Annotated in this window: 25 protein-coding genes; 23 read left to right on the top strand and 2 right to left on the bottom strand. The window is 49.3% G+C overall.

Annotated features, from left to right (window positions below):
* Position 1 precedes the first annotated feature (1 nt).
* The 18 genes from P6574_RS10650 (at position 2) to P6574_RS10565 (ending at position 15,403) form a co-directional block, all read left to right on the top strand.
* Positions 2-1,630, top strand: coding sequence for a MotB family protein (locus P6574_RS10650; protein ID WP_310620259.1), 1,629 nt, complete (start codon positions 2-4; stop codon positions 1,628-1,630).
* On the top strand, positions 1,608-2,825 hold the full coding sequence (locus P6574_RS10645; RefSeq protein ID WP_310620258.1) for a hypothetical protein: 1,218 nt from the start codon (positions 1,608-1,610) through the stop codon (positions 2,823-2,825). Before P6574_RS10650 ends, P6574_RS10645 begins: the two co-directional genes overlap by 23 nt.
* A complete protein-coding gene (locus P6574_RS10640) occupies positions 2,825-4,225 on the top strand; it encodes a flagellar hook-length control protein FliK (protein WP_310620257.1) in 1,401 nt (466 codons plus the stop codon). Before P6574_RS10645 ends, P6574_RS10640 begins: the two co-directional genes overlap by 1 nt.
* Before the next feature lie 64 nt (positions 4,226-4,289).
* Positions 4,290-4,757: a lytic transglycosylase domain-containing protein gene (locus P6574_RS10635; protein ID WP_310620256.1), complete on the top strand. Its 468-nt coding sequence runs from the start codon at positions 4,290-4,292 to the stop codon at positions 4,755-4,757.
* 111 nt (positions 4,758-4,868) lie between these two features.
* Positions 4,869-6,071, top strand: coding sequence for a flagellar hook protein FlgE (locus P6574_RS10630; protein ID WP_310620255.1), 1,203 nt, complete (start codon positions 4,869-4,871; stop codon positions 6,069-6,071).
* 12 nt (positions 6,072-6,083) lie between these two features.
* Positions 6,084-7,544: a flagellar hook-associated protein FlgK gene (flgK, locus tag P6574_RS10625; protein ID WP_310620254.1), complete on the top strand. Its 1,461-nt coding sequence runs from the start codon at positions 6,084-6,086 to the stop codon at positions 7,542-7,544.
* 4 nt (positions 7,545-7,548) lie between these two features.
* On the top strand, positions 7,549-8,643 hold the full coding sequence (locus tag P6574_RS10620; protein WP_310620253.1) for a flagellin: 1,095 nt from the start codon (positions 7,549-7,551) through the stop codon (positions 8,641-8,643).
* A gap of 40 nt (positions 8,644-8,683) precedes the next feature.
* Complete coding sequence (gene flaF / locus P6574_RS10615; RefSeq protein ID WP_310620252.1) at positions 8,684-9,031, top strand: flagellar biosynthesis regulator FlaF; 348 nt, start codon at positions 8,684-8,686, stop codon at positions 9,029-9,031.
* Positions 9,032-9,044: 13 nt separating this feature from the next.
* On the top strand, positions 9,045-9,479 hold the full coding sequence (locus tag P6574_RS10610; RefSeq protein ID WP_310620251.1) for a flagellar biosynthesis repressor FlbT: 435 nt from the start codon (positions 9,045-9,047) through the stop codon (positions 9,477-9,479).
* Positions 9,480-9,494: 15 nt separating this feature from the next.
* On the top strand, positions 9,495-9,968 hold the full coding sequence (gene flgD, locus P6574_RS10605) for a flagellar hook assembly protein FlgD (protein WP_310620250.1): 474 nt from the start codon (positions 9,495-9,497) through the stop codon (positions 9,966-9,968).
* Between the two features lie 8 nt (positions 9,969-9,976).
* Complete coding sequence (gene fliQ / locus P6574_RS10600; protein WP_310620249.1) at positions 9,977-10,243, top strand: flagellar biosynthesis protein FliQ; 267 nt, start codon at positions 9,977-9,979, stop codon at positions 10,241-10,243.
* Positions 10,244-10,356: 113 nt separating this feature from the next.
* Complete coding sequence (flhA, locus tag P6574_RS10595; protein ID WP_310620248.1) at positions 10,357-12,429, top strand: flagellar biosynthesis protein FlhA; 2,073 nt, start codon at positions 10,357-10,359, stop codon at positions 12,427-12,429.
* Positions 12,426-13,181 carry a flagellar biosynthetic protein FliR gene (locus tag P6574_RS10590; protein WP_310620247.1) on the top strand — a complete coding sequence of 252 codons (756 nt, stop codon included), beginning with the start codon at positions 12,426-12,428 and terminating at the stop codon, positions 13,179-13,181. The genes flhA and P6574_RS10590 overlap by 4 nt, the downstream gene beginning before the upstream one ends.
* A 3-nt stretch (positions 13,182-13,184) precedes the next feature.
* On the top strand, positions 13,185-13,598 hold the full coding sequence (locus tag P6574_RS10585) for a hypothetical protein (RefSeq protein ID WP_310620246.1): 414 nt from the start codon (positions 13,185-13,187) through the stop codon (positions 13,596-13,598).
* A gap of 58 nt (positions 13,599-13,656) precedes the next feature.
* Entirely contained in the window at positions 13,657-14,154 is a 498-nt protein-coding gene (locus tag P6574_RS10580) for a rod-binding protein (RefSeq protein ID WP_310620245.1), read from the top strand.
* Entirely contained in the window at positions 14,154-14,594 is a 441-nt protein-coding gene (locus tag P6574_RS10575; RefSeq protein WP_310620244.1) for a hypothetical protein, read from the top strand. The genes P6574_RS10580 and P6574_RS10575 overlap by 1 nt, the downstream gene beginning before the upstream one ends.
* Before the next feature lie 9 nt (positions 14,595-14,603).
* Positions 14,604-15,086 (top strand): hypothetical protein, encoded by a 483-nt coding sequence (locus P6574_RS10570; RefSeq protein ID WP_310620243.1) that lies wholly within the window; start codon positions 14,604-14,606, stop codon positions 15,084-15,086.
* A 2-nt stretch (positions 15,087-15,088) separates the two neighbouring features.
* Positions 15,089-15,403 (top strand): hypothetical protein, encoded by a 315-nt coding sequence (locus P6574_RS10565; RefSeq protein ID WP_310620242.1) that lies wholly within the window; start codon positions 15,089-15,091, stop codon positions 15,401-15,403.
* A 28-nt stretch (positions 15,404-15,431) separates the two neighbouring features.
* On the opposite strand, the gene P6574_RS10560 is transcribed toward P6574_RS10565, so the two are convergent.
* Together P6574_RS10560 and P6574_RS10555 are read right to left on the bottom strand one after the other, a co-directional pair.
* A complete protein-coding gene (locus P6574_RS10560) occupies positions 15,432-16,109 on the bottom strand; it encodes a GntR family transcriptional regulator (protein WP_310620241.1) in 678 nt (225 codons plus the stop codon).
* 169 nt (positions 16,110-16,278) lie between these two features.
* Positions 16,279-16,530 (bottom strand): SlyX family protein, encoded by a 252-nt coding sequence (locus P6574_RS10555; protein ID WP_310620240.1) that lies wholly within the window; start codon positions 16,528-16,530, stop codon positions 16,279-16,281.
* 542 nt (positions 16,531-17,072) lie between these two features.
* Here P6574_RS10555 and P6574_RS10550 point away from each other — a divergent pair.
* From P6574_RS10550 to P6574_RS10530, 5 genes are all read left to right on the top strand, one after another.
* The gene (locus P6574_RS10550) at positions 17,073-18,659 is read left to right on the top strand and encodes an ABC transporter substrate-binding protein (RefSeq protein WP_405048092.1); all 1,587 of its coding nucleotides are present in this window, start codon (positions 17,073-17,075) and stop codon (positions 18,657-18,659) included.
* Positions 18,660-18,783: 124 nt separating this feature from the next.
* Positions 18,784-19,794 carry an ABC transporter permease subunit gene (locus tag P6574_RS10545; RefSeq protein ID WP_310620239.1) on the top strand — a complete coding sequence of 337 codons (1,011 nt, stop codon included), beginning with the start codon at positions 18,784-18,786 and terminating at the stop codon, positions 19,792-19,794.
* Between the two features lie 2 nt (positions 19,795-19,796).
* Entirely contained in the window at positions 19,797-20,696 is a 900-nt protein-coding gene (locus tag P6574_RS10540; RefSeq protein WP_310620238.1) for an ABC transporter permease subunit, read from the top strand.
* A 5-nt stretch (positions 20,697-20,701) separates the two neighbouring features.
* Positions 20,702-21,544 (top strand): ABC transporter ATP-binding protein, encoded by an 843-nt coding sequence (locus tag P6574_RS10535; protein WP_310620237.1) that lies wholly within the window; start codon positions 20,702-20,704, stop codon positions 21,542-21,544.
* The gene (locus P6574_RS10530; RefSeq protein WP_310620236.1) at positions 21,544-22,377 is read left to right on the top strand and encodes a dipeptide ABC transporter ATP-binding protein; all 834 of its coding nucleotides are present in this window, start codon (positions 21,544-21,546) and stop codon (positions 22,375-22,377) included. The genes P6574_RS10535 and P6574_RS10530 overlap by 1 nt, the downstream gene beginning before the upstream one ends.
* Positions 22,378-22,525 lie beyond the last annotated feature (148 nt).

Genomic DNA, 22,525 nt, shown 5'->3' with positions numbered 1-22,525 from the left:
AATGTCCAAGCTGGAATCAAAAGAACTGATCATTATTCGCCGTCGGCAAAACGCGTTCAGCGAAAAGCCTCATGGTGGTGTCTGGAAAATCGCCTATGCTGATTTTGCGACCGCCATGATGGCCTTTTTCTTGGTAATGTGGTTGATCAGTGCGGCTGATGAAAAAGCCCGCTCCAGTATGGTTCGATATTTCAACCCCATGCGGATTGTTGAAACCGCTGCGCAACCCAAAGGTCTTCGCGATCCACTTGACGAAAGTGCACCTGCAAAGGGTGATGAAGGGGTAACTCACGGAAAACCTGCAGGTGTAGGTGGTTCTGAGCTGACCGGCCCGACACAAGGTGGCGGGACAGATAAGATTGCACCACTGACAGAAAATGAGGAGCTTCTTGAGCCACGTGATAGAAGCCAGACAAAAATGACTCAAAAGGGAGATGGGCGTAAACGGCTTATCTCCGATGACGTTGAGCCGTCAAAATACACGGAAAAAGAACTCTTCGATAATCCTTACGCAATTCTTGCGGCACTTATTGCTGAAGCGGAAGCTAAAGAAACCACAGATGGTTCCCCGGGTATTGGTGGTCTTGGCTCATTAATGCCAGCGGATACGCCAGTTCTGTTTGCAGCGCCAAACCGCGACCCTAAAGGTGAGGGGCTGGCTGATGGCAGCAGTTTCCGCGATCCTTTTGATCCTCAAGGCTGGCAGAATGATCCCCTGCCAGGAAATGCACCGTTGCTGGCAACTATTCCTGCTTTGGAAGAAGGTGGTGAGGGGCTGAAAGTCTCCGAGTTGACCAAGCAACAGTTGGACCTGCTACAAAAAGCCGGTGACCTTGCAAGAGGTGGTAAGACTGTGACGGGCGTGGAGTTTGATGGTACTTCAGAAAATCCTGAGACCGCAAAGTTTGATGCCTCTTTGTTCGAAAAACATGCGGATGACGTGGATGTAAAGAAAGAGCTTATTGAAGCTAATGAGACATTCACCGTGGCTTCCATTCTTGATACTCAAGAAAGTGAAAATGGAAGTTCTTCGGACAAATTCAATGGGCGTACCTCTCAGGCTTTGAGTGGAACAAGTGATCAGAAGTTCTCTGGTAAAACCTCTCAGCGTGAAGAAGAAAAACCCTTACTGAGCGAAGAGGAACGCAAGAAAGTTCTTCAGCAAACACAGCTTGAAAACATTGAAAGAGCCATTGGTAATGCTCTGGAAGGTGTTGCGTCTGGTGCGAGTATCGACTTCTCCTCCAACAGCGATGGCGTTGTAATCCAGATCACGGACAATGAGAAGTTCGGAATGTTCAATGTGGGATCTGCCCAGCCTCGTCCCGAGATTATCGTGGCGATGGAACGGATCGCGAAGGTTCTTATGGCTCAAGAGGGCGAAGTTGTTATTCGCGGGCATACGGATGGCAGACCGTTCCGCTCCAAGAACTATGACAACTGGCGCTTGTCTACCGCACGTGCCCACATGGCCTACTTTATGCTGGTGCGCGGGGGGCTGGATGAAAAACGCATCGTTGGTATTGAAGGGTATGCGGACCGCCGCCTGAAACTCCACAAAGATGCTTTTGCTCCGCAAAACCGCCGTATCGAAATTATGCTTTTGAATGGGTCGGATAACAATGTTTAGTCGGTTCAAAAGTTCCGTAGCTGGCATCTGTACATTGGCGATGGGTGGGCTCATGTCCACCACAGCGTCTGCACAAGTGGATGTTGCCAGTGATCCGGACGTGATGGTCTTGGAGCTGCAAATTTTGCAGGACGAAATCATCGAGGGCAATCTGGAGGCCTATAAGCTCTTGCAACCCTCCTTGCTTGTTGTTGGGCGCCGGTTTCTCAGTCTTGATCTGAAGACATGGGAACAGGCGCGTAACGCGCGTGCAGCTGTGGCGTTCATGCTCAGCGGCGGGTCCGGCAGTGTGTTTCAGGAAATTGCCAGCAAGGGTGCTGCATTCAATATTGATGCGAACTTATTTGCAGGTGCCATGGCCTACTCTCAAGGGAACAGGGTCGCCGCAAAAAATCTGCTGCAGAAAGTGGACCCACGGCAACTGCCTACGGGGCTGGCTGGCCAAGTCGCTCTGGCTCAAGGTATTCTAATTGCGGAAGATGATCCCGCGCGGGCGAGCTTTTATTTCGATTTGGCACGCTTGTTTATGCCTGGTACTTTGGTGGAGGAGAGTGCTCTGCGCCGCCAGGTTCCTATTATTGCAGGGAATGGAGATCACTCAAAATTCCAGCGCCTCGCACGGCGCTATCTTTTCCAGTACACCGATTCTGTGTTCGCCGATGAGTTTAGGAAGGAAGTTGCCTCTATTCTGATCGGGCCCGATTATCTGACAGCGGAAAACGAGTGGGATAAAATCTATCAAATCGTTACGGAATTTGATCTTCGTTCTCAAACAACGGTACTGCAAGACGTTGCACGCGCATCGCTAATTGGTGGCAATACGGAATTTGCCGGTTTGGCGAGTGATATGCTGCTTGAAAATGCCTATTCTGGAGATTTGCAAATTCAACTCGCAAAGCTCTATAGGGGCGGCGCCGAGGCTTCGGGAGAAAACTGGCAGGCAGGGCTTGAAAGTGCTCTTTCTGTTTCAGCTAAGGACTTGCCGATTAAAGAGCAGATTATGCAATCCGCAATTATCGATGTGGCCAACAGTATACGGGCATGGCCTGCTCCTCGAATGGCGGCAGCCTCGGAGTTTTCGGCTTATGTGCCTGCCTATGATTTAGAAGAAAAGATGAAAGATCCGCATGCTCTGGATGGCTTTAAGAGCGCTATGGAAAATGCAGATAAGGTAATAGGGGAAGCTGAGTTTTGATGGGAAATGCGAATGTTACTGCTGCCTCTGCAAATGCGGGCAATGCAAGTGCAAAGTCCGAACCAGCCGCCACTGCTGATAATTCCAAAGAGTTCTCGCGGGCTATGGATGAGGTTTCAAAGACTGATACTGGTAAAGGTGAGGGCGAGCGGCGTAGTCAGGCAGATGAGACTGCTGGCGATGAGGCAAAGTCCAATTCTGAAGCAGAGAAGGTTCCAGCCAAAAATAATGGTGAGCCAACCACCACGACCGAAGCTTCAGCAAAAACAAGCGACTTGTTAAAAGCTCTTGTTGGCGAGGCGAGTGATGCTGGGGCCGGCGAGGAGCAGCAAGTGGCTACTTCCACCCAGACAGGTGATGCGGAACAGGGGTCAAACCAGGACGAAGCCCAGTCAGTTGAAGCGATTGTTGCGAAGCTGGAAAACGCTGGAAAGAATGAAGGCGTTTCGGTTTTGATTCGTCCATCGCAAATTGCCACGTTGGGGGCAGCCAGTCACGGAGCTGCGTCAGGTCTTGTCAATTATAGCGGTCCCTTGAAAAGTGCTCGCGGGGCTGAGTTGCAGCAAACATTATCTTCCTTGGGAACTCGAGGTGATGGCATTAAAACCGTTGAGACGACAGGTGTACAGCCTGCGTCCTTGAGTGTTGATCAAAGCACAAAGTCCGCCATTAGCCCAAAACAGGGTGAGGCCATGATGCCTGTCTCGTCAAATGTGAAGACGGAGTTGGCAACCAATACGACAGCCTCTTTGGATAAAGCATCAGATCCGCTGATGAGTTCGGCCCCGATCTCTGATGGAGAAACGGTGGACGTTAAAGTTATAAAAAGTGAAAGCCATCTGCCGCCGACCTTGGAAACACGTAGTCCCATCCGGCAAATTTCTGAGGGAATTTTAAAGACTTTCACTCAAGGCGCCGAGGCCAGTCGGGCATCTAACTCAAATTTTGCTTTAGATAATCCTGCTAAATCCCTTGAAACTATGAAGAGTTTAGAAATTCAGCTCCGCCCTGATAATCTGGGGACTGTTCGGGTTTCCATGCAGCTACGCGGTGGTGAACTTGAAATTACCATGATGGCGAGCAGCAGGGAGACAGCTGATCTTTTGCAGCGGGATCAAAATACCCTTACGAAAATTTTGCGTGAGGCCGGCTACAGAACCGAAACGGCAACGGTAACGGTTAGTAGCAGTGATAACGGCTCGGACCTTGCTCGCCAACAGCAAAACGGTGATCGGGCGTCCTCTGGTCAGGGTGAGCGAGGGCAGTTAAGCGAAGAAGGCGAGCAGTCTTCCTCTCATCAAAGGGACGAGCAGGCAAGTTACGGCAATGAGGAACAACAGGCAGGTGGGCGTGACGAGACTGAAGATACTTCTAGTCTGCGTGACGGCCTGTATCTTTAGTCTTACACAGCCGGCTGAGGTTGGCGCCGCGCAAAAGACGGGCGTCCGCCTTTGTGAAAGGGAAATGGAGCACGCTTCGAAAGTTCATGGCGTTCCTCTGGGTATTTTGTATGCGGTCGGTCTCACGGAGACGGGCCGTAGGTATTCCCTGCACCCTTATGCCATTAATTTTGAGGGTAAATCCGCATTTGCGGGAACCTTGAAGCAAGGCGTGAGTGCGGTGCGCAAGGCCCAGAGGCGCGGTATAAAGTTGATCGATGTAGGTTGCATGCAGATAAACACCTATTATCACAGCGAAAACTTTTCGTCCCTAGCCAGCATGTTTAATCCGCGGCGAAACGTCGATTACGCTGCGCGTTTTTTAAAAAGACTTCGCGTGAAGGAAGGCAGTTGGACCATGGCCGTGGCGCGATACCATGCAGGTCCCAACAATAATCCGGCGCAAAAGCGGTATGTGTGCAAGGTCATCACAAATATGGTGGCAAGTGGTTTCGGGGAATGGACTCCGCAATCAAAGAAATTCTGTAATTAATACAGTTATTTATGAAATAAGAGGCACTGTTGGGGCCGGTCAGGCTCAGACAAGTTTAATTGTCTCTACTACACTTAAGAAAACCTCTATTGGAAATCTAGGAGTAAGCCGATGGGTCTTTACGGAATCATGAACACCAGCGTCTCAGGAATGAACGCTCAGGCGAATAAGCTTTCCACCGTTGCAGACAACATCGCAAACGTGAATACCACTGGATACAAGAGTGTTAATACCTCTTTCTCTTCCATGGTTGTGAGCAATGCTGGCGGCGGAAGTTACAATTCCGGTTCCGTAAGAACGACTGTTACTCAATCCGTGTCATTTGGCGGGCCTATTGACCCAACAAGTAGTGGTACCGATTTGGCAATCGGTGGTTCCGGCTTCTTTATTGTAAATGACGCGAATAATGCCTCCTATCTAACACGGGCAGGAGACTTTGTGATTAATGCAAATGGTGATCTGATTAATACATCCGGATACTATCTGCAGGGTTACCCGATTGATAGCAGTGGCAATATCTCTACATCAGTTAACAGCACTGCCGGTCTTGAAAACGTAAATGTCTCCACGACCACAATGGAAGCTGTTGCAACGACAGAGGCGCTATTGCAGGTTAACTTGGATTCCAATGCAAATTATAGTGATGTGGAAGCCACTACATTTACCATTTTTGACAATGTCGGAAATGAGGTGCTGCTTGATGTTACCTACACTAAGGATGCAGCTATTGACAATCAATGGGATATGACCGTATCAGAACCTTCTCCTGGTACTGGTACTTCTACTGTTACGCTTACGTTTGATCCATTGGATGGTAGTTTACTTACTCCTTCGCCCGCTTCTTTGAGTCTGACAACTTCCGGTTCATCGCCGCAAACCATTGACTTTGACTTATCCGGTACCACCGAGCTTGCAGAGTCCTTTAAAACAACAGATACCGCTAGAAATGGTAGTGCACCTTCTTCAATTGAGAGTGTTCGAATTGATGTTGATGGCACACTCTACGGCATTTTTGGAAATGGTCAGGAAGAGGCGCTCTATAAGATACCTCTAGCTGATGTTCCTAGCCCAGATAGTCTTTCTTTGCAGAGCGGTAATATCTACTCGGTAAACAACGAATCAGGCTCCATGAGGATTGGTTTTCCCGGTGACTCTGGCTTTGGTGATATGTATAGCGGGCGTTTGGAAGCATCAAACGTCGATTTGGCTAGCCAGTTGACCGAAATGATCCAGTCTCAGCGTTCCTACAGCGCAAACTCTAAAGTCTTCAGCGCAGGTTCTGACCTCCTCCAAGAACTTGTGAACCTGCGTTAAGGATAAGCTGTTATGTCATTAACCGCAGCTATGATTACAGCGCGTTCGTCTCTGGCGACGCGCTCCGCGGAAATCGCAGTCACCTCAGAAAACGTAGCGAATGTCAATAATAGAAACTACAGCCGCCAGACGGCAGTAGTTTCCAGTACGACGACGGCCAGTGGGTCTACGGTTTATGTCTCCGATGTGACACGTGCTACCAACCAAGCTGCGACTACGGAAGTCATGCGCTCCGGGAGTGTTGCTGTCGCATCTGGTTCATATGCAACTCTTCTGGATTCAATTGGAAGTATTGAGGGAAGCCCTTTGTATGGGGGAATCGCTACCTCTTTGGGGCAACTGGAGTCAGATCTTCAAGCCTATGCGAATGATCCGGCAAACCAGGTTATGGGGCAAAAAGTCCTTGAGACCGCGTATGCATCGGTCAATGAGATTAATACGGCTTCGCAAAATATTCAGGATGCTCGGGCGGAAGCCGATGCGTCCATGGCGAATGCAGTAACAAATATCAATGACATTCTGGAACGTTTTGATAGCTTAAACCGGGAGATCATTAGTGGTACCGCCAGCGGTGAAAATGTAAACGCTCAGCTTGATGAGCGTGAGCAGCTTATTCGCGAACTTTCCGAGGAAATAGGTATTGATGTTCAGTATCGTGATAATAACGATGCTGTCATTTATACCGATAGTGGTGTTACTCTCTATGAAACCTCGCCACGGGAAGTGACTTTCACAGCTCAGCCGTTTTATGCCGCCTCTACTGTTGGTAACGCCATCTATGTTGACGGTATTTCGGTCGCTGGCCCCGGTGCCCTCAAGCCTGTTGAGGGCGGGGCGATTGCCGGTTATGCGAAGATGCGCGACGATACCGGTGTAACACTTCAAGAGCAGCTGGATGAACTGGCGTTCGCCTTGATTGATGCGTTCAAGGAAGTGGATCAAACCAGTTCGGGTCTACCTGATCAGGCTGGATTGTTTACGGATGGCCCAAATGCAGCAATTCCCACAAGTACTGTGGGGCTTGCTGCCACATTATCCGTTAATACAGCAGCTGCCAGTAATGTTGAGACCATTCGTGATGGCGGCATGAATATTGGTGGTACTGCTGGTGATGCCTACGTCGTTAACCGCGATAGCGTAGATGGATATACCGATCACCTGAACGGGCTGGTGAGGGCGTTGAGTGAGCCCGATCTAACTGCAACGGGTTTTAATACAGATATTAGTATTGTGGACTTTGCCACCAACTCTGCAAGCTGGTACTCAGCTGAACGCTCCCGCGCCACAGAAGCTGCGATCTTGAATTCCTCTGCCTATAACGTTTCACTCGACACACTCTCCAATTCAACGGGTGTGAATATTGATCTGGAAATGTCCAGATTGCTCGATATTGAGAACGCGTATTCAGCTTCGGCGCAATTGATGACGACAGTTGACAGTATGTTTAAAGAACTACTCTCAGTGGTAAGGTAAGATCATGACTTATTATTCAATTTCTACGATCTCCATGACCAATCGCATGAATGGTTATATTACGAGTGAAACTAAAAAACTTAATGATGCGCTCGTGGAAACAGGAACCCAAAGACATGCCGATATGGGTCTTGAATTGGGCGGTCAATATGGCACCACCATTTCCCTGAGAAACGAATTTAATTACCTTAATCAACTTCAAACGGCCAACGGGCAGACAGATGTGCAATTGTCCGTTGCAGATGCGGCGATGGAAATTAGCAGAACCACCGCCGAGAGCTTGAGGGATGATCTGATTGGTCTTCGTGATACCACGGATACTGTGTCTACTCAGGCGGGGCCGGCTATGGAGTCCCTGTCATTCTTGTTGGGTCAGTTGAATACAACAACAGCCGGTGTCTCGGTCTTTGGTGGAACGGAAGTTGGCAGCCCGCCGATGAATGAGTTCAATAGCAATAATCCTGCTACAAACTATGAACTGGCTGCAAAAGATATTTTGAATGATTATTTGATAAGTGTGGGCCTCGTGGATGCGTCTGGCGACCCAGACGAGACACTTATGACTGCTGCGGACATGGAAGACTTTGCTTCCAATGTTTTTCCTACTGCATTCTCTGATCTTTGGAACAATGGGGGCACTATAAACGGGAATACGTATGATCCGATTTCCTCCGCTACAGATGACACCATTGATTCGACTATTGGTGACTTTATGCCAGCGCAAGGCTCGGTTTCTGCGAATGAGCAAGCCTTCATTGATATGGCGACCGGCTATGTTCTGGTTGGCGTTTTTGGAGCAATGGATCTGGGGGAAGAAGCTCAAAAAGAGCTGGTTAACCAGTCAGTAACCAAGTTAAGCGCGGGAATTGACGGGACGGTTGAGGTGCAAAGTACGGTTGGTGTGGTTCGGGACCGTATTGAGAAATCTGATGAGCGTATTCAAGTTGAAATGAACGCGCTTAATCAGCGTGTGATCGATTTGGAAAATGTTGATCCAAATCAGGTTGCTGTTGAGTTGTCTCAGGCAGAGGCACAGCTTGAGATCAACTATGCAGTCACATCTCGTATTAAAAACTTGAGCTTGCTCAATTACCTCTAGTTTAGATCTCTCTATAAGCCCTTAAAGTGGGAAATAACGTATGTATCAAATGTCCTATGCCGAAACTCTTGAAGATTCTGGCACCGAAAAAAGATCACAGGAGAAAGAGGTTTTTACCTTGGCTATCGTTCAATTGCGAGCGGCGAAGGATGAGGGCGTCAATTCGGAAGCTGCCGCCAAGGCGTTAACCACTGTGAGAAAGCTTTGGGGTTTTTTGATAGAGGATCTTGGTAGTGATCAAAATGCTCTTCCAGAAGAGATGCGGGCGCGCTTGATCTCGATCGGTTTATGGTGCCTCAAGCAGGCAGACCTGATCCGTACTGGCGCCAGCGAGGATTTCAACGGACTTATTGAAATTAATCAGATCGTGCGGGATGGGCTCGGTTGATAAGGAGGCTTTAATGCGAATACATCTTAAAGCAGGTGATAAACTCTTTATTAATGGGGCTGTCCTGTCTGTTGATCAGAAGACCTCAATAAATGTCTTGAACGATGTGCGCTTTTTATTGGGGAGTCATGTTCTCCAGCCGGATAAAACAGATACTCCGCTAAAACAGCTGTATTTTGTGATCCAAAGTGCACTTATTGAACCGTCTTCAGAAAGTTTGAGCCTCGAGCATTATCTCCGGTTGATTAGCCGAATTCGCAAGGCTGTCTCCAATCAGGACATTCACAGTGGTTTGGATCGTGTTGAGACTCTCGTGGATGCGAAGAAATACTTTGATGCATTAAAGGTGCTTCGCGGACTTTTCTCGGTTGAGAAGGCTGTACTGGAGGGGGAAGATCATTTGGTTGATCCTCTTGTTGGTAACCCTGATCAGGATAAAGCGGCTTAAGAAGGAATAGCTATTATGGCAGTGACTGCAGTAACAAACGATACGCAATCAACCCCCACTCAAAACACAACGACATCCAGTTCGGCGCAAGGTAGTGAATACCTTGATTATGACGCTTTCTTGATGCTGTTCATGGAATCTTTGAAGAATCAAGATCCTACAGAACCTATGGATACTGCGGAATACATGGGGCAGCTTGCTCAGTTTTCCAATGTTGAGCAGACGATGAAGATGAACACCAATCTGACGACTATGCTCCAGCAAGATTCCATCCATCAAGCGTCAAACATTGTAGGTGCAACGATCACGCTTCAGGACGGAACCTCCGGCGTGGTTGAATCTGTTCAGATTTATACCGATGGCAACGTAGCTGTATTGGAAGACGGTACTCCGATTCTCTTGGAGCCGGGCATCAGTATTTCTTATCCAGAAGCCGCTGCCAGTGACGATAGTTCAGCAGATTCATCTGATGAAGATGCTTCTGCCTAGGGGCCCTTATGAACGAAGCTGATGCTCTGGACATAGCGCGTAATGCTGTTTGGACTGTAATTGTGGCAACCGGCCCAGCTGTTGCGGTTGCCATGGCAGTCGGTCTCATCATCGCGCTCTTTCAGGCCTTGACCCAAATTCAGGAAATGACGCTAACGTTCATTCCTAAAATCGTTGCGATTCTCATTGTTGTCGCCGTGACTGGCCCGTTCATCGGAAGCCAGATGTTGACTTTTACCGAGATCCTCTACGGGCGTATTGAGAACGGGTTTTAGCGTTACTGTGTGAATGCGTGTGTAAGATATTTTTCTTCCATGCTCACACAAGTTTGTAAAATGATACTCGCCGCAGGGAAGGGCTGGCCTTTCCTGCGGTTTTTGTTTGATATATGGAACGGAGATTCATGCTAGGCTCTGGAAGTCGCGATATAAGCTTCGCAGTAGGAATAATTTTTATCCTTTCCGTATTATTCCTGCCGATGCCGACCTTTATGATCGATTTCGGTTTGGCTGTTTCTGTTGCATTTTCGATACTAATTCTCATGGTGGCGCTGTGGATCAAACGCCCGCTAGAGTTCTCATCGTTTCCGACAATTTTGCTGATCGCGACAATGTTGCGATTGTCACTCAATATCGCCACCACCCGCGCTATTTTGGCCAACGGGTCTGAAGGACCACTTGCCGCTGGCTACGTGATTCACGGGTTTTCCCAGTTTGTGATGAGCGGTGATTTCGTAATTGGTTTGATCGTCTTCGCCATTCTGGTCACTGTTAACTTCCTTGTAATTACAAAAGGCGCTACGCGTATTGCGGAAGTGGGCGCTCGCTTCACGTTGGATGCCATTCCTGGTAAGCAAATGGCTATTGATGCCGACCTTTCCGCGGGCATGATTGATGACAAGGAGGCTCAGCGCCGTCGACACGAGCTGGAAGAAGAAAGCTCCTTCTTTGGGGCCATGGATGGTGCGTCCAAGTTCGTTCGCGGCGATGCTGTTGCTGGTTTGATTATTACTGCAGTGAATATCTTGGGCGGTATCATTATCGGCGTTACACGCTACGATATGGGTTTGGCCGAAGCTGCAGATGTGTTTACGAAACTGTCGGTTGGTGATGGTCTTGTTTCCCAAATTCCAGCCCTTGTTGTTTCGCTTGCAGCCGGTTTACTTGTCTCCAAAGGGGGAACCCGGGGGTCAGCAGAAGAAGCCGTCATGGGGCAGCTTGCAGGTTATCCTCGCGCTCTATGGGTAGCCGGTTCTTTGATGCTTATTGTGGGCGTGTTACCCGGTCTGCCGTTTTTGCCGTTTACCTTCCTTGGCGGCGTATTGTTGTTTGCTGCCTATGTCATTCCAAAGCAAATTGCTGAGAAGAAGGCAGAGGAAGTTAAAGTACAAAAAGCTCAGGCTGAGCGGATGCTGGAAGACAAAAAGGAATCAGTAAAAGAGAGCCTGGAACTGGCAGACATTGAGGTGCGTCTGGGTAAGCAGCTTACGTCGAAACTTCTGACCGCCAAACCTGAAATCAGCAACCGCATTAATAAAATGCGCAAGAAGTTTGCTGAGCAATACGGGTTCGTGGTGCCGGAGATCAAGCTTTCTGACAATATAGACCTTACACCCAAAACCTATGAGTTTCGGATTCATGGAACGGCGGTAGCCTCGCAAACCATGAAGGTTGGGGAGCTGATGGTTATTGCCGGTGAAAAGGAACTTCCCAAACTGCCAGGCACGGAAACGCGTGAGCCTGCCTTTGGCATGAAGGCCATGTGGATTCCAAAGGCATTCGAGCATGAAGTCAAGCGCGGTGGATATACGACCGTCGACAACCTGTCTGTTGTTTTGACCCACTTGAGCGAGGTTATTCGCAACAACCTCGCGCAGTTGCTGTCCTATAAGGATATGCGGGCGCTGCTGGACCGGCTCGACCCTGCCTATAAACGCCTCTTGGACGATATTTGTCCGCAACACATTTCCTATTCTGGCCTTCAGGCTGTGCTCAAACTACTGCTTGCCGAGCGAGTGTCTATTCGGAACCTTGCTTTGATCATGGAAGCGGTTGCGGAGATCGCACCGCATGCTCGCAGGCCAGAGCAGATCGCGGATCATGTGCGTGTGCGCATGGCACCGCAGCTTTGCGGTGATATCAGCGATAATGGTACCTTGAAGGTCTTGCGTCTTGGGAACCGCTGGGATCTGGCGTTCCATCAAGCTCTACGCCGTGATGCGAGCGGTGAGGCGGTTGAGTTTGATATGGAGCCGAAGCAGGTGGAAGAATTTGCCAAGGAAAGTGCTCAGGTTATCAAGAGCAAGGTCTCTGCTGGTCATCGCTTTGTTCTGGTTGTCTCGCCAGAAGCCCGTCAGTATGTACGCATGATTACTGAGCGGATGTTCCCTGCGCTTCCGGTTCTCTCACATCTGGAAGTTGCGCGCGGAGTGGATGTTGAGGCTTTGGGATCAGTTTCATGACGCTTGAAACCTTGCCGGAATATTTGCTTTCCGCGTTCTTGGTTTTTTGCCGAATTGGCGCATGCATGATGACAATGCCGGGGTTTTCATCTCCGCGTGTTGCCATGCGTGTGCGGCTGTTTCTAGCTATTGCCATTTCACTGTCTCTCGCCCCGCTGCTCATGCAGTTTGTTTATCCGGTGGTGAGCGGGGCCAGCCGCTCGGATCTTCTTTCAATGGTTGCTATTGAAGTCCTCATTGGAGCACTTATTGGATTATTCGGGCGTGCATTTTTTGCCATGTTGCAGATGTTAGCTGGCGCGGCGGCCAATGCCACCAGTTTCAATATGGCGGGGCCTATTGTTGAGGAGAGGGAACAGCTTCCGGCACTTGCCTCTTTGATCTCGTTTGTTGCGATGGGGGTTCTGTTTATTTCCGGCACTTACCGTGAAGTTTTTGTGGCGCTTGCCGAATCTTATCTGACTGCCCCGGTGGGAGTTTTTTTTGCTGCAGATGCTGCGTTCTCGCAACTTGTAGAAAAGGTGGGGCAGGGGACGTTTCTGGCTTTACGTATTACGGGTCCGTTCCTGATTTACGGTATTATAGTGAACCTGTCATTGGGCCTCACAAACCGTTTGATGCAGCAGATGCCGGTATATTTTGTGGGTTTGCCTGCAGTTGTCTTTGGCGGGCTGTTTGTTTTGTGGCTTACCATTTCGGAAATAATTTCCCTGTTCTATCAAGGTCTGGGCGATTGGTTAACCTTAAGGTGAAGTATGGATAGAAAGCGGGTCCAGCGGCTTTCCAGAATTTTGAAGGTTCAAGAGCAGCGCGAACGGCTTATCAAGTACGATGTCGCCGCGCTTGATCAAAAACTCAATGACCTAGAGGGAAACTCCGAGGAGCTTCAGGGTTATTGGGGTAGCCATGACGGACAGCTCAGGGAGCTGATGAATCAGGTTATATCACGCAAACTCAAATCCAATGAACGGGATAAGGCGCGATTGACCAGCCAAAAAGAAGGCAAATTGCAGGAACTGCAAGAGTACCAGAGACAAACCAAGGTTACCGAGAAAAAACACAAGGTCGCCAACAGGGATTTTCAACGGGAACAGGAAAAAGGTCAACTAGCTGATATGGCGGAACTGCAGGTTTTGAAGCACTGGTCAGGTCCGGATAAGACTCGCTAGATAACTCTATAGGCTGATTTAACTGTGTGAATATGACTTGGGATAAGGAGCGTTTCGTATGGCGATAGCACCCGTAGGCGATTTAGTCTTGGATGTTCTCAAGAATGCCGACCCGCTAGAGCGGGCACAGGCTCAACGTGCGCTTAAAAATCCGGCTCGTGTTTCCGCCGACACGCCTGTGGTGGGGGATGTGGGCAGCTTTTCCAACATCTTTGCCAAATCCGTTGCAAATATTACAGGCTCGCAAGTTCAAGGCGGTTTGGATACGGATACACCGGTGGAGTCTTTGACTGCCATGCGCGATACGATCAGCGCGGCGAAGGGACCCAAGGATCTGGGCCAGCAACTGGAAGCAGCGTTTCTTCATACGCTTGTGGAAGCCATGATGCCTAAGGAAATGAGCGAGGTTTATGGCGGTGGTACCTCTGGAGACATGTATAAATCCATGATGGCGGAACAGCTCGCAAACCAGATCGCAGAGAGCGGTGGTATTGGTCTTGCCGAGAAGCTGATGCCGGAGAGTTTAACTAAACAAAATCTTAAGGAACAGGCCTGATGTCGAGCGACAGCCATCAACAGCTGCAGGAAATTGAGCCTCGTGATCTGATTGAAGAGATTGCGCAGAACTCTGGCGGAGATACTATCTCCGATCAGGAAGTCTCTATTATCAACGCGGCGTTGACCCGGATCGAAGCGCTAATAGATGCGGAAAATGAAGCGCTGGCCCACAACAAGCCAGTTGACCTGGAAGAAACAGCGTTTCGCAAGAACAATGCAATGTTGGAATTGGAGCGGGCAGGGGAAATGGTAACTCCTGATAATCTTCCTACACAGATTGCGGATCGTCTGGCGAAACTGCGTGACAGTGTCGAGATGAACTTGAAGCTTCTGTCAGCGCAGTTGGACGCTGTTCGGTCTGTTTCCGACAGAATATCCAGCAAAATTCGCGAGCTGGAGTCCGATGGAACATATGGGCTTGATGATGGAAAGTTTTAGGAAACACCCATGTTGAAAATTGGTTTGACTGGAATCTGGATTTGTCTTGTCACATTGGGTGTTAGCTATGTGACTGTAAACTACCGCACGCAAAGGGATCCTTTGCTGCAGCAAGAAGCGCGACTTGAAGGTCTCGATTATCAAAAAACACCGATTCTCAATATACCAGTTCTGGAAGATGGGGAGATCCACGGTTACATCGTTGCCAAGTTCGTGTTTACGGTTGAGAGCGATACGCTCAAGCGCCTTGCCGTGCCGCCAAATGCCTTCGTTCTTGATGAAGCCTTTCGCCTCATTTACGCTCGCGCGGACAAAAAGTTTGCGAAGATTACTAAATCTGACCTTGGTGAGTTGACGGAAGAGATCCGGACAAAAGTCAATGAACGTTTCGGCGTTGAAATTGTTCAGCATGTGCTGGTGCAGGATTTCGGCTTCCATTTGCAGCGGGAAACAGCGCCGGGAGAAGAGGGTGAAGAGACAACGCAAGGATAGGTATGCAGACTGACTTTACACTTGTTCATCGGGCAACCGGGCGTATAGATCAAGAGATTGAGGGTATTGACATTCGTGCCAATGCCCTTCTTGTTGTGCGGCCTTCAAAAGCACCCAGATCCTATGAAATCCTTTATGCCCCTGTTGAGCTGAAAGAGATTGCTGGCGGTATGTACAGCTTTCAAACGCCGCACGGCGAGGGGCGCATTAGAACAACAACCCTCTACCGTGGGTCACGGGTGGAAATCCTTCCCTACCAGCCATATATGGTGCTCATTGGTGCCAGTGGACGCACGGCCCGCATTGACAGGATGTAGATCTCTTAGTTGATGAATGAGGCGGGGTTTATGCGGAGATACTGTCGAGCACCTGACCACTTGCAAAGGCTGTGAGATGGTCAATTAGCTGGCAGGTTGCCTGATCCGCCATTTTTACATCCTGCTTGGCAATAGCATCTGCGAGTGCGTGGTGCAGCATAGCTGAATCTATGATGCGCTCTGGCCCTCTGAAAGCACTCCACGCCCGTCTGCTGATAGTTTGTAAAGGTGCAACAGAACGTGCGGTGAATGGGTTGCGCGATACGGCGCATAGAACCTCATCAAACGCCCAGTCGGCTTTCAAAAATCCCTTCACATCTCCCAGTTTGGCCAGACGCATCATTTCCTGGCCGCATAAGCTAAGGTGGGCGCGCTCTTCATTGGTGGCCCTTAGAACGACAGATTCCACCAGCAGCCGTTCCAGTGGGCGACGTGTCTCCAGCACAAGAACGTATTCAGCAGGCTCAATGTGAGAAACAAACAACCCTTTTCGCGGCTGGACAATGATCAAGCCTTCGGTCGAGAGGCGCTTAATGGCTTCGCGTACGGGTGTGCGGCCAATATTTAAGTGTTCGCAAAGGTCACCCTCCGTCACGGGCATGCCGGGGGAGAGGTCAAGGTTGACAATGAGTTCTTCAAGGAGGCGATAAGCCTTGTCGGCTAGACTTTCCTTCCCTCTTATGGGCAGGTTGCTTTCCTGTGCCATTTGCGAACTTTCTTTTTTTGGTGCCGCCTTTACCAGCGTCCAAGGTAGGCGCACTCATTGGAAACAGTGTTCTTAAGGAGAATAGGGAAGTTTTCCTTAAAGGCATAGTTGTGTTTGTGACGCAGTTGTTGATGTAAGCCTGCTGTGCAGACCAAAATTTGTGCAGTCCTTAATAGTGGGGCGGACGCTGGTTTTCAGGGACTTGATCCAAAAGGTCTTGCAGATCGAGAACCTGATCTTTCATCTGACGGATCGAGTTTACAAGTCTATCAATGATTTGGCCCTGCTGTGTAACAACCGAGTTCAAACTATCAATTGTATCGGATTGGTGGGCGACGTGTATTTCAAGGTCGATTATCCGCTGTTCCAGTTCGGGATCCATTTCAGCTCCAATGCTTTTTCTTAACGAAAGTTCTAGCACTCCCTAGCCCCTCTCAACAAGCAGGAGATAGGAAAACGAAATGTTCTCAAGTGGATATACCCCAATTTGTTTTATGCGAAACCGGAAAACTCTAGGAACGGTTTTTTGAGATCTAAAAAGTTTCGCTAATTCAAACTCGTTTTAGAATTTCTTTCTTGGTGGGTTGAAAGGGATAGGAGCAATTATCGAGTTTATGTGCCGCCCGGATTTGGCATAGCTTCACTGAGATCCTAAAGCGGGAAGTGCAGCGTTATAGACGTATTTCCTATGTGGTTGGGGGTGAAATTCACAATAAAATTAGTGGGTTACAGCTGGCTAAAGCATGGAGTAACGATGACGAAGACCTAGGGGAGGCTGCGAGAAGCTCTATCTGTCTGCTTTGTGGCCATGTAAGCGTCGATCATATGGAAGGCATCCGTTAAGCCGGAATTTTCCCTCCCTGTGCATAGTGGGAGGCAGATGGATCGCCCTGTCTGCGTGTGGGGTGATTGCCTTTGTTACGAAGGGCTGCAAAGTCAAAAAGTCCAGAGTGAGGAAAAACCATGCCAATAAAGAGTCCGCTTCTGCTGGGTGCTGCAACTGTTTTATTGATGATGTCCACCCACGTTTCGGCCAAAACACTGGTTTATTGTTCTGAGGGCTCGCCAGAAGGATTTACGCCCTCCCTTTATACTGCCGGGACGACTTTTGATGCCAGTTCCCGACAGATTTACAACCGGCTGATCGAGTTCAAGCGGGGCGAAACAGAAATTACACCGGCTCTTGCTGAAAGCTGGGAAATCTCTCCCGATGGTAAGGAGTACACTTTCAAGCTCCGCAAAGGTGTCAAGTTCCAGACAACGCCTTGGTTTACGCCAACCCGTGATTTCAATGCGGATGATGTCATCTTCACATTTGACAGGCAAAAGAACCCCGATAACCCCTACCATAATGTTTCAGGCGGTACCTATGAGTATTTTGATGCCATGGACATGCCCAACCTAATTCAAAGTATTGATAAGGTTGATGATTACACCGTAAAATTTACATTGAGCCGGCCGGAGGCTCCGATGTTGGCGAATTTGGCCATGGACTTTGCGTCCATTCAGTCCGCCGAATATGCCGATAAAATGAAGGCGACTCCAGATACTTTTGATCAAAAGCCGGTCGGGACGGGGCCGTTCCAGTTGGTGGGGTATCAAAAGGACGCGATCATTCGCTACAAGGCGCATCCAGAGTATTGGAGCGGGAAGGCTCCCATTGATACCTTGGTCTTTGCCATCACACCGGATGCATCGGTGCGCTATCAAAAGCTGGTTGCGGGGGAATGCCATGTGATGGCCTATCCAAACCCCGCCGATATTGATGCCATGAAGGCAAATGCTGACATCAATGTTTTGGAGCAGGAAGGGCTGAATGTTGGATACATGGCCTATAACACGCTGACCCCTCCTTTTGATAATGTGAAAGTGAGAAAAGCGCTGAATATGGCTATGGATAAGAAGGCCATTGTTGCCGCCGTATTCCAAGGTGCTGGAAAGCCCGCCAAAAATCCCATTCCACCCACTATGTGGTCTTATAATGACGCCGTAAAGGATGATCCCTTCGATCCCAAAGCAGCTCGCGCCATATTGGAGGCGGAAGGCGTGAAAGACCTTTCCATGAAGATTTGGGCCATGCCTGTCCAGCGCCCCTACAATCCCAATGCACGGCGAATGGCAGAAATGATTCAGGCTGATTTTGGCAATATTGGTGTGGATGTTGAAATCGTAACCTATGAGTGGGGAGAGTATCTCAAGCGTTCCTCCGACAAAGATAGGGATGGAGCTGTTCTGCTTGGCTGGACAGGAGACAACGGGGACCCCGACAACTTCCTCTCGGTTCTATTAAGCTGTGAAGGTGTGGGAGGAGCCAACAGGTCTCAGTGGTGCAATGAGGACTTTGAAAAGATCATAGACACAGCAAGGTCCACATCCGACCATCAGGAGCGGGTCAAACTTTATGAACAGGCGCAAGTTGTATTTAAACAAAATGCTCCGTGGGCAACAATAGCCAACTCTATTGTCACTGAACCCATCAGTGTTAAGGTCGAAAACTACAAGATTGACCCGTTTGGGGGGCATATATTCTATGGTGTCGACCTGAACTAAAATTAATTTTTCACTGGACTTTATGTATCTTGGCGATTATTCGCCGAGATACATTTGCGTTTTGGGGGGGAATATGCACCCTAGACTGCATTAAATCTAACATAACGAAAAGTGTGACTGAAGTATGCTTCGTCTCATATTAAAAAAGCTAGGGTTACTCCTTCCGACTTTTATCGGCGTAACTCTAACATCATTCTTTTTTATCCGCCTATTGCCAGGGGACCCCATTTTGCTTCTGGCTGGCGAACGGGGAGTCAGTGCCGAGCGCTATCAGGAATTGATGGTGCAATTCGGTTACGACAAACCTATATGGCAACAATACTTGGAATTTCTTGGTAAGATTTTTCAGGGCGATCTGGGCACATCCATTGTGACCAAACAGCCGGTACTGACTGAGTTTTTTGCACTGTTCCCAGCAACAGTCGAGCTGTCGCTTTGTGCAATCATCTTTGCAATTGTACTGGGCTTGCCTGCCGGTATTATCGCTGCGGTCAAACGCGGTAAGACACTTGATCATACAGTTATGTCCACAGCACTTGTAGGCTACTCCATGCCTATTTTCTGGTGGGGATTGCTTTTGATCATCCTGTTTTCCGGTATGCTGCAGTGGACACCTGTATCAGGCCGAATTTCGTTCCTTTACTGGATTGAACCGGTCACTGGCTTCATGTTGATAGATACGTTGCTTTCCGGGGAGAAAGGCGCATTTTTGTCAGCAGTTCAGCACCTGATACTGCCAACAATCGTTCTTGGAACCATTCCACTGGCGGTGATTGCACGTCAAACCCGCTCGGCCATGCTGGAAGTGCTGGACGAGGACTATGTGCGTACTGCGCGAGCTAAAGGGCTCTCAAAGTTTGCCGTAGTTGGCGTGCATGCGCTTCGCAACGCACTTATTCCCGTAATAACCATCATTGGTTTGCAAATCGGGGTTATGTTTGCTGGCGCAATTCTGACAGAGACTATTTTCTCTTGGCCGGGAATTGGCAAGTGGATGGTGGACAGTATTTTCCGCCGCGATTATCCAGTTGTTCAAGGTGGCCTGCTGATGATTGCGATCATCATTATGGTCGTGAACTTGGTTGTTGATCTGACTTATGGTCTTATCAATCCTAAAATTCGGCATACGGGGTAAATATGGCTGATACTATTCAAGATACCGGCCCGGATACGCGCTTCGAGTTGCTGCTGAATTTCTGGCGCCATTTTAAAACCAACCGCGGTGCAGTTGCAGGACTGATATTCTTTGTCTGTCTTGTTTTTATTGCTGCATTTGCATGGGTGTTGGCACCGCATGATCCAACAGAGCAGTACAGGCAAGCGCTTCTGGTCCCGCCTGTGTGGCAAGATGGTGGCTCATGGGCACATATTCTTGGCACGGATGCTGTAGGCCGTGATCTCCTTTCCAGGTTGATCTACGGAAGCCAGTACTCTCTGTTCATCGGGGTAGTGGTGGTTTCAGTTGCTTTGGTCTCGGGGATTTGCCTTGGGCTGGTTGCAGGAACATTCCGTGGCTGGGTTGATACCATCATCATGCGAATCATGGACATCATCCTGGCGTTTCCATCCTTGCTTCTTGCTTTGGTTCTGGTTGCCATTCTTGGTCCGTCCCTCATCAATGCCATGATCGCCATCGCGATTGTGCAGCAGCCCCACTATGTTCGGTTGACCCGTGCGGCAGTTATGTCTGAAATGGGCCGCGAATACGTGATGGCTGCCAAAGTGTCCGGTGTGGGCACTGTGCGTTTGATGTTTGTGACTGTTCTGCCAAACTGTATGGCTCCGCTCATTGTACAGGCAGCTCTGTCCTTTTCGACTGCGATTCTCGATGCGGCGGCACTTGGCTTCCTCGGTATGGGAGCTCAACCTCCCACGCCTGAATGGGGAACAATTCTTGCCGAATCGCGTGAGTTTATTCTGCGTGCACCGTGGATTGTAACCTTCCCGGGTCTTGCAATTCTCACAACCGTTCTTGCTATTAACCTGATTGGTGATGGCCTGCGCGACGCACTTGATCCAAAGCTGAAGAGGAGCTGATTGGGATGGCTCTGCTTGAAATTGAAAACCTGACCGTTGAATTTGATACGGTGAACGGCCGCTTCCGCGCTTTGGATAATGTGAGCTACTCCATCGATAGTGGTGAAGTTCTGGCGATTGTTGGGGAAAGTGGCTCCGGTAAATCCGTCTCCATGTTGGCTGTTATGGGGTTGCTTGCAAACAACTCCCATGTCAGCGCTGATAAGCTCATGTTTGAAGGTATTGACCTGATGACTATGAGTTCGCGTCAGCGTCGCCAGATCATCGGGAAAGACATTTCCATGATCTTTCAGGAGCCTATTGCAAGCTTGAACCCGTGCTTCACGGTGGGATACCAGCTGGGCGAAACCTTGAAAGAGCATACGGATCTGAACCGCAAGCAACGCAAAGAGCGTATGCTTGAACTCATGCGTGATGTGGGGATGCCTGAGCCTGAAAAGGCTATCAAGAAGTTCCCGCACCAGATGTCTGGCGGTCAGTGCCAGCGTGTGATGATTGCCATGGCCATTGCCTGTAAGCCAAAGCTCCTTATTGCAGATGAGCCTACAACCGCTCTTGATGTGACGATCCAGAAACAGATTCTCGATCTGCTTTTGAACCTGCAGCATGAAAGCGGTATGGGCCTTATTATGATCACCCACGATATGGGCGTTGTTGCAGAAACAGCCGACCGTGTGGTTGTTCAGTATAAGGGCAAGAAAATGGAAGAAGCAGGTGTGCTGGACCTCTTTGAAAACCCGCAGAGCGGGTACACAAAAGCTCTTTTATCTGCGCTTCCTGAAAACGCCACGGGAGATCGTTTGCCAACGGTTTCGGACTTTCACCTTGGGGATGGGGGCGTTGCATAATGGCTGGTAACATAATTCTTGAAGCACGCAACCTTGTGCGCGAGTATCACACCAAGGAGGGGATGTTCGGCAAGCCGGTCATTACCCGCGCTCTCAAGGGCATCAGCTTTAAGTTGGAGCGTGGTAAGACCTTGGCTGTTGTTGGGGAAAGTGGTTGCGGCAAGTCTACCCTTGCGCGCATTCTCACTCTCATTGATCCGGCAACCTCGGGTGATCTGTTGATTGAAGGGCAGAAGATCGATATTGGCACACAGCGCCTTTCAAAGGAAATGCGCGCCAAAGTGCAGATTGTCTTCCAGAACCCCTATGGCTCTCTCAATCCGCGTCAGAAAATCGGTGATGTGCTCACAGAACCATTGATGCTGAACACAGACATGCCAGCGAGTGAGCGCCGCGAAAAAGCGATGCAGATGCTGGTGAAGGTGGGGTTGGGGCCTGAGCACTTTAACCGTTACCCGCATATGTTCTCGGGCGGTCAGCGTCAGCGTGTTGCCATTGCAAGAGCGCTCATGCTCAACCCGTCCCTGCTTATTCTGGATGAACCGGTCTCGGCGCTGGATCTTTCGGTACAAGCGCAAATCCTGAACCTGCTTGCAGACCTGCAGGAGGAGTTCAACCTCACATACCTGTTCATCTCCCACGATTTATCCGTTGTGCGTTACATCGCGGACAAAGTTATGGTGATGTACTTTGGTGAGGTGGTGGAATATGGCGAACAGGAAACCGTCTTTGGCAATCCGCAGCACGATTATACAAAGACCTTGTTCAACGCGACGCCGCAGGCCGAGATTTCCCATATCAAGGAGCGTTTGGCCAAAGCCCACTCGAAATAAGGCTGTTAACCATAACAGTAAAAAAGCTGGCCAAAAGGCCAGCTTTTTTCGTTTTTGGGGATCAACTTTGCGTTGTTTGGGGGAAACGAGCAGGATTTTTGGGATATTTCAAAAATTTAGGGAGAATATTCTATAAAATACGTTTAGC

Source organism: Pseudovibrio sp. M1P-2-3 (assembly GCF_031501865.1).
Lineage (GTDB): Bacteria > Pseudomonadota > Alphaproteobacteria > Rhizobiales > Stappiaceae > Pseudovibrio > Pseudovibrio corallicola.
This window is presented reverse-complemented; position numbering and strand designations above follow the sequence as displayed.